We start from the raw sequence: 7,355 nt of genomic DNA, 5'->3' as shown, positions 1-7,355 counted from the left end.
CATATACTGCTTCACTAGGCTGTGCTCCCAATCTATGTAACGCTCTATGAAAAATTGCAGGATCCGGCTTGCGCAGCCCCTCTATTTCGGAAACGAGTATCGCATCAAAGTAGGGTGAGATTCCTAATGCTTCTGTATTTTTAGTCTGAAAGGCTCCATAACCATTGGTAATCAAACCAAGCTATATCCGCTGTGTTTCAATTCGGTCAAAAGTTCATGTAGATTAGGAAACCCCACACAGTGCGAGCTGAATTGCTCCATGTAATCATTTAACAAATCCTCCCACTGCAGAGCTAGATCGAATTCCTGCTTTAGCTGCTGATACACTTTGTCTTTCCATACGTAACCTCTCTGATCCAAGGCGATAAATCTGTCCACATACACGGTTTTATCAATTCGATGGAGCTCAATGAACCGCTGGTGCTGATTCTCGATAAAAGCTTTCAGAGATGTCTGTCGATCCAGCAGCGTTCCGTCCAGATCAAAAATAATTGCTTTTAACATCCGAGCCGTCACTCCTTTCTAGCTAAAAAAAGAATCCGGGTATCGAAGCTCTCCGCTCCAATTCAGCAGATGGCCCTCAATAATTTCGTTTACCATAAATACTTCATTTGGAACCTGAAACTGCTTTAACTCAAATCCGTAAGTGTTGGCTGGTACAAATCCGAATTTCGGATAGTAGCTAGGATGACCAATCAGGAATATAGAGCCGTATCCTAATTTTTTTGTTCTCTGGATTCCTTCATGGATAAGGTGCGTGCCTACGCCTTGCTTTTGGAAACCCGGCATAACCGCTATAGGGGCTAACACGATGACCTCATGTTCTTTGTGGGCATTCATTATCATGGCTTTACTCAATAAAATATGACCTACTATCTGTTGATCCGTCTCTGCTACAATCGACAATTCCGGTATAAAACCTTGTGAAGCCCGGATACGCTCAACTAATTGAGCTTCATCTTCTCTATGTCCAAAAGCCTCCACATTCAGCTGATAAATAGCCTGATGATCCTTCATTTCTTCTGTTCTGATTTCCATGATTAAACCCCCTCGCAATCAAATATTCGTTTATCTACCAGTAATTCCCTCTAAATATTTTTAAAAATATGTGCAAACGAAGTGGGCTGCTTCCAATTTGATGTACGCATCCTCCTCATGCAACGTTAACGTTGTTTTATAATGCTAACTCGTGGGGGGTGGGCATACAGGGGGCGTTAACATTGCAAAACACTCTTAACTTTGGTGGTATTACCCAATTTAGACTTTAACCACTTTCATAACGCTGTTATACACCGTTAACTTGTGCGGGACGGGCATACTGGCTGCGTTAACGTTGTAAAACACTCTTAACTTTGGTTGGTGGTGTTACCTTTCTAGAATAAAATAAAAAAGAGAGCCAATTGGCTCCCTTCTCATTCATTACTCCGATTGCCGCTCATCGCCATACCAAAGTTCTCGGAACGTCGGACTTCGCTGCAGCAGCTCCTCCGATGTACCCTCGGCTTCAATACGCCCCTCCTTCATCACAATGATGTGATCGGCACGGGTCAGCGCCGTTTTGCGGTGCGAGACGACCAAGCAGGTCGCATCGCTGCGACGCTGGAACATCCGCTCCCAGAGCTTCTGTTCCGTCTCCACATCGAGCGCGCTCGACAGGTCGTCGAAGACATACAGCTCGGCGTCGCGCACGAGCATACGCGCTGCAGCCGTCCGCTGCGCTTGGCCGCCGGAGAGCTTCACCCCGCGCGGGCCGATGACGGTGTCCAGCCCGCCAGGCAGCTGCGCGACGTCGTACTCCAGCACCGCCGCGTGCAGCGCCTGCTGCAAGCTATCGCTTTGCTCAGCTTGCCCGAGCAAAATATTGTTGCGCAGCGTATCGCTGTACAACCGCGGCACTTGCGCGGTGTAAGCACTCCGCGGCGGGGTGAAGAAGGTGCCCGGGTCTTCGACGGGCACTCCGTTCCACGCGATGGTCCCTTTCCCTTTGGGCAGGAGCCCAAGGAGGGAGCGCACCAGCGTGGTTTTGCCAGAGCCGATCGCTCCCGTTACAACGGTGAACGATCCTCTTTGCAAGCTGAGGTGAATGTCTGAGATACCTCTGCCAGTATCCGCATAGGCATAGCTCAATCCATTCACTTCAAGCCGCTGCAGCGCAGCTTCGCTCGCGAGCCTCGCACTCTCGGTTTGCTCCGTTCTGCTCGCGCCACCATGCGTTGCAGCTTGGGTCTGTTCCTTCTGCCCTGTCCGCCCCGTCTGCTTCCCTCTGCCCTCGCTGCCCGGCTTCAAATGCAGCGAATTAACCATCGTTAGAACCTTCGCCGAAGCTCCCTGCAAAAGAAACGTTAACCGTTCCAACGACACGCTCATCTGCTTAAAATATGTAATGAATTTACCCACATTCGTAATAAATTGCGTCACAAAGGTCAAATAGTAGACGAACAGTGCGAAGTCTCCGACTGTAAAGGTGCCCGCTCTCATTTTCGTACCGGCTAGCAGAAGTATGAGCCCTGTTCCCAGGTTCACGGAATTGGAGAACACGGAATCCAGCAGTTCGGTCATTAAGCGATCCTTGAGCATCGCCTTTCGACGGTTATCGCCAAAGCTGCGGAATCGTTCAATGACGCGGTCCTCGGCTCCCGCCACTTGAATGGCTTGTACGTTACCGAACATTTCGCTGATTTCCCCCGTCACTTTGGAGGTTGCTTCCCTACTCGCCGCGCGATACTTCTGAAGGCGGACCGTCGCCAGCTGCGCTGCCGTAATGACAAGCACAATCGGCAGAAACACGAGCAGTGTCATTTGAGCATCAATACGAATCAGAATATATCCGGACACAATGGCAAAACAAGTCAAGCCAAATACATCAACAGACCAGCTTGCAGCTTCCTCGGATTGATCCACATCGTCCCGAAAATGACTAATTGCTTCCCCTGGAGAAACCGGAATAGCTTGTGCGCCTGGCTGCTTTAAAACATGCTCAAGCAAGTTACGTCTCAGCAGCATCCCCATCCGAAAGCGGAAATGAACATCGGTTATAAAACCGATAACAATAAGGCAAATTCGCCCTAAAGCAGCTGCAATGAGCAGCGCAATCAAACCCCATACGCCATAGCTCAAAGTAGAATTCCCCGTCAAAGAGTCGAAAAATTGTTTCGTAATCAAACCTGGCACGATCGGTGCCAAATAAATAATTGTCCAAGCAATCGCATTAATAAAATAACGCAAAGGTCGGTACATAATTAGTCGCCACAAATAGTGAAACGTAGTCATACCAATACCTCCTCAAGCCCCGTTGCAAGTAATTGGCTGAATCGAGAATTTGGGTCTGCGGCCAACTGCTCTCTTCTCCCCGTTTCCATCACATGGCCATTATCCAAAATAAGGATATGATCCGCACGCTGCACTGTAGTTAATCGGTGCGCGATCATGATACAGGATCGTTCTGTTAGCAGCTTGGATACAGCTTTCTCAATGCGCTGTTCTGTCAAGGGGTCTAGTCTAGAGGATGCTTCATCCATAATAACAAGTCCTGGTTTCGTTAAAAATACCCGTGCGAACGCCAGCAATTGCGCTTCACCCGCGGATAAGCTGCCCCCACCTGAGGCCAACATCGTATCCAGCCCTTCTGGCATTGACTCATACCACGAGCCGAGTCCAAGTTCAGTAAGTACATCGACAATTTCTTTATCCGAAATGGCGTTATCATAAAAGGTCAAATTATCGCGAATTGTTCCCTGCATAATCTCAATATTTTGCGTCACGAGTGCGACATGTTTGCGTAGCTCCGCCAAAGTACAGTCACGTATATCGGTCCCACCTAGAGCAATTGTGCCACCTTGCGGGTCATAAAACCGCAGCAAAAGTCTAGCCATCGTTGACTTACCGCTGCCCGTTCGCCCTAGTAAGCCTAAGACTTCCCCTGGCTTTAAGTCCAACTCTACACCTTTGAGAGTAGGCAGATCCCCATCGTAACTGAAGGTTACATCACGGAATTCAACACGAAGTGGTCCTTTTGGCAGCAATGCACCTGGTCCATCTTTGATCTCAGATTGTGTAGCAAATAGTTCGCGAATCCGGGAAATGCTTGCATCTGCTTTCTGCAAATCCTCCATTTGTGTACGGATTTTCTCAATGGGCTTGGCTAACAGCTCTGTATAAAAGAAAATTAAATACACCGTACCGAGCGAGATGTTGTGGCTATACCATAGATAAGCACTAATTCCGAAAGCCATGGCATTGCCCAATGCAAAAACGAAAATCGACATATTCCACATCGCGCAAAAGCCTAGAAAGGCTTTGACTCGCAGCGGCAGCATTTTTCTTAGCATCGTATAAAAACGATTCATCACGAATCCTACGGCTCCGTTGGCGCGGATATCTTCCGTTCCTTCCAAATGTTCGCCGATAAAACCATAAAACTCAGCATTTGCCTGCCGCCAGCCCGCCCACACAGGAACAGCAAATTTACGAATCCACTGAATCATAAAAACGGCAAAAACGACGAAAAAAGCCATGCCTGCGCCAATAATCCAATTCTCACGGAATAATAGGACAATAATGCCTGCCATCAAAAGCAGATTACCGAATAAATGAATAATCATGCTAGAGAAGAAATTCGCAAGCGCATTCACATCGCCGTCGACACGCTCAATTAGTGAACCTGATGTATGCGATTTATGAAAGGACATATCCAGTGACAAGCAATGTGCCGCCAAATCAACGCGTAGTTTATTCGTCGTTTTCCAACCGACATTTTCGCTATAGTAGGTCGCTATGACGGAGACAAGCTGCTGCACAAGCGAGAAACCGATAAAGAAAATAGCTGCTGTGATCAACGGCTGCATAGCGCTACCAGTTTGTGCCTGATCGATAAAATAACGAATAATTTGCGGATTGACTAATTGCAGTCCTATTGAAGCGAACAACAGCAGCGTCAATAAAACGAGTGTACCTCTCTGTGGGAGCAAATATCGGCTCAAAAGCTCAGCGYACTGCCCCATGGAGTTACTCTTTTTTGGGTTTACCTTCATTATGTAAGGGCCTCCAGTAATTATTAATGACATTAATCATTCATGTCGTTAAGTATTGTCCTCCTCTTCCAATCGTACATTCAATCATACTAAATTGAACTGCAACCGACAACGCACGTTTTCATTACCTACAACACCGCCTGGGAGTGGATCAGCAAGAGAGTAATTAGATTGAAGTTGAGTCGGCGAGTGGGCAATCGGGTTGGGGTTGGGTTAATGGGGACCATTCAAAGTGGAGTTAAATCAGCAGGTGAGCAATTGGGTTGGGGTTGGGTTAATGGGTGACCATTCAGAGTGGAGTTAGATCAGCGGGTGGGCAACCGGATCTAGGTCGGGTTAATGGATGACCATTCAGAGTGGAGTTAGATCAGCGGATGAGCAATCGGATCGAGGTTGGGTTAATGGGTGACCATTCAGAATGGAGTTAGATCAGCGGATAAGCGATCCGATTGGTACATTGGACGAAATCCAATGGACACAGTGAATTTAGGACCCGATTAGCGATCCTATTGGATGAAATCCAATGAGATCCGTTAATCGAGGCGATATATCACTAGATATGACAGTTCTATTGGATTTCGTCCAATGGAACGAGCAGTTTAGGTGCATAATTGACGTTTTCATTGGAAATCATCCAACGGAATACGGTGTACCCAGTGCCTTATAGCTATTTTACAACGCTAAAGTGAACAGATCGCGCCTCATGGCTGGCTTAGCGACATATAACCCACTTACCTCAACCGCGATTACTCGCCACCTCCACAAGCTCCCCCGCCCCCAACATAAGGGTAACCATCGCATACCCCTATAAACACATGTACACGCAGTAAAAAACCACACTCGCTCGCGGTCCTCTCCTATTATAAGAATATTCTCCACAAGTCATTAGACACATTGTATAATAGTAAAAAATCACCAATACGGCTCTCATGTTACCTTCACTAACACATAGGCGGTGGATGAAATTGGTTCAGACACTTTTGCAATTAACCGTGAAAGACATTTTGCAGCGTCCTTTGTTTCAGAAAGCCGAAACTATTGCAAGTGAAGAAGCATTGAACCGCATCGTTCGTTGGGTTCATATCATGGAAGTGCCGCATGTCGGCCAGCTATTGAATGGCCATGAACTCATCCTCAACACAGGGATTGGCTGGCATGATAACGAAGAATTAAGCCTCTCCTTCCTCCAACAATTAATCGACAGCGGAGCATCTGGCCTATGTATTGAACTGGGGACCTATACCAAACAACCCCTCCAGCGCATGAAAGAGCTTGCCTTACGCGAACATTTTCCACTCATCTTTTTTCATGAAGAAGTCCGCTATATTGATATCACTCAAGATTTGCATGCCTATTTCATTCATCAGCATTATACGATGGTGTCTGAGCTCGAAGCCCTATCAACGCAATTAAATCAGCTGCTCCTCTCAGGAAAGGGACTGCAGCCGCTCTTACAGCTTTTACACGAAACGACACTAGCCCAAGTCGCCTTTTTTCCTTATGGAGAGGAAGCCCGGTTTATCCCAGAAATACCGAAGACCGAAGCAGAGCTCTTTTATGAAAAATGGATTTTTGGAGAAATCTTTCGACTGCCTGATATAAAAAGTAAGCTTGCCCATCGGCCTATTCTGGCACTTGAGCGCATGTTTGCTGATCTTCTTTTGTACGGAGAACAGGAGTTGAGCGAATTTCAAATTCTTGCGTTAGACCGGTTCGCAACAGCCATTGCCCAAGAAATGATGCGCACGACCTACATGGAAGAGAAAAAGCGGTACAAGCAAGATCTTTGGGTCATGGATTGGCTGAACGGTAAGCACACCCAGCAAACCATTCGAGACTACATGCTTGCCCTGAAGCCTAATGTGAGGCTTGATCAATCCGTTGTATGTGTGTTTGAAAGCAGATCTGCACGGGACGACGCGAACGATCATGAATCGCAGCTCCTACAAAAACAAATGGTAGCACGATCCATTTTCGAAGGTGAAGGCTTCTATTTGGTCCCTGCCTTTACTAATTCTCATTTCATTTTCATCTTGCTTGATCAGCTAGGATCAGTACCTTTTCAGGATCGAATGATAAGGGCCATTCAGCGCTTACAGAAGACGGAAAACCTGCAAGAGACGGCGCTTTTCACGCCTTTTCTGGGAATTGGCAAAAGATTAAGTGACCCCTCTCTCCTCAAGATAAGCTATCAAACCGCGCTGGATATGATTGAAATTCAGAAAGATATCGGGGTACTGGAAACACCATTCTACGAAGAGCTTCACTTGGGCAAAGTCATCCTGACGATGAAACAAAGCGGGTCATTGGCCTCCTTTATTGAAG

4 protein-coding genes and 1 pseudogene are annotated in these 7,355 nt (G+C 47.0%); 1 reads left to right on the top strand and 4 read right to left on the bottom strand.

What is annotated here, in order from left to right; translation table 11 throughout:
- The 4 genes and pseudogenes from AC1DUA_RS19335 to AC1DUA_RS19320 all read right to left on the bottom strand — a co-directional run.
- Positions 1-504, bottom strand: a pseudogene (locus AC1DUA_RS19335) (HAD family hydrolase); the annotation flags it as partial.
- An 18-nt stretch (positions 505-522) separates the two neighbouring features.
- A complete protein-coding gene (locus tag AC1DUA_RS19330; protein WP_477501320.1) occupies positions 523-1,038 on the bottom strand; it encodes a GNAT family N-acetyltransferase in 516 nt (171 codons plus the stop codon).
- A 381-nt stretch (positions 1,039-1,419) separates the two neighbouring features.
- On the bottom strand, positions 1,420-3,270 hold the full coding sequence (locus tag AC1DUA_RS19325) for an ABC transporter ATP-binding protein (RefSeq protein ID WP_477501319.1): 1,851 nt from the start codon (positions 3,268-3,270) through the stop codon (positions 1,420-1,422).
- Complete coding sequence (locus tag AC1DUA_RS19320) at positions 3,267-5,030, bottom strand: ABC transporter ATP-binding protein (protein ID WP_477501318.1); 1,764 nt, start codon at positions 5,028-5,030, stop codon at positions 3,267-3,269. The genes AC1DUA_RS19325 and AC1DUA_RS19320 overlap by 4 nt, the downstream gene beginning before the upstream one ends.
- A 965-nt stretch (positions 5,031-5,995) precedes the next feature.
- Here AC1DUA_RS19320 and AC1DUA_RS19315 point away from each other — a divergent pair.
- Positions 5,996-7,355 (top strand): PucR family transcriptional regulator (locus AC1DUA_RS19315; RefSeq protein WP_477501317.1); only part of this gene is annotated, 1,360 nt, incomplete at its 3' end.

This window comes from Paenibacillus sp. 01T422 (assembly GCF_056398785.1).
This window is presented reverse-complemented; position numbering and strand designations above follow the sequence as displayed.

Excerpts from the sequence above, each read along its gene's own strand:
- AC1DUA_RS19330 (WP_477501320.1), bottom strand. The coding sequence starts at position 1,038 with ATGGAAATCAGAACAGAAGAAATGAAGGATCATCAGGCTATTTATCAG.
- AC1DUA_RS19325 (WP_477501319.1), bottom strand. The coding sequence starts at position 3,270 with ATGACTACGTTTCACTATTTGTGGCGACTAATTATGTACCGACCTTTG.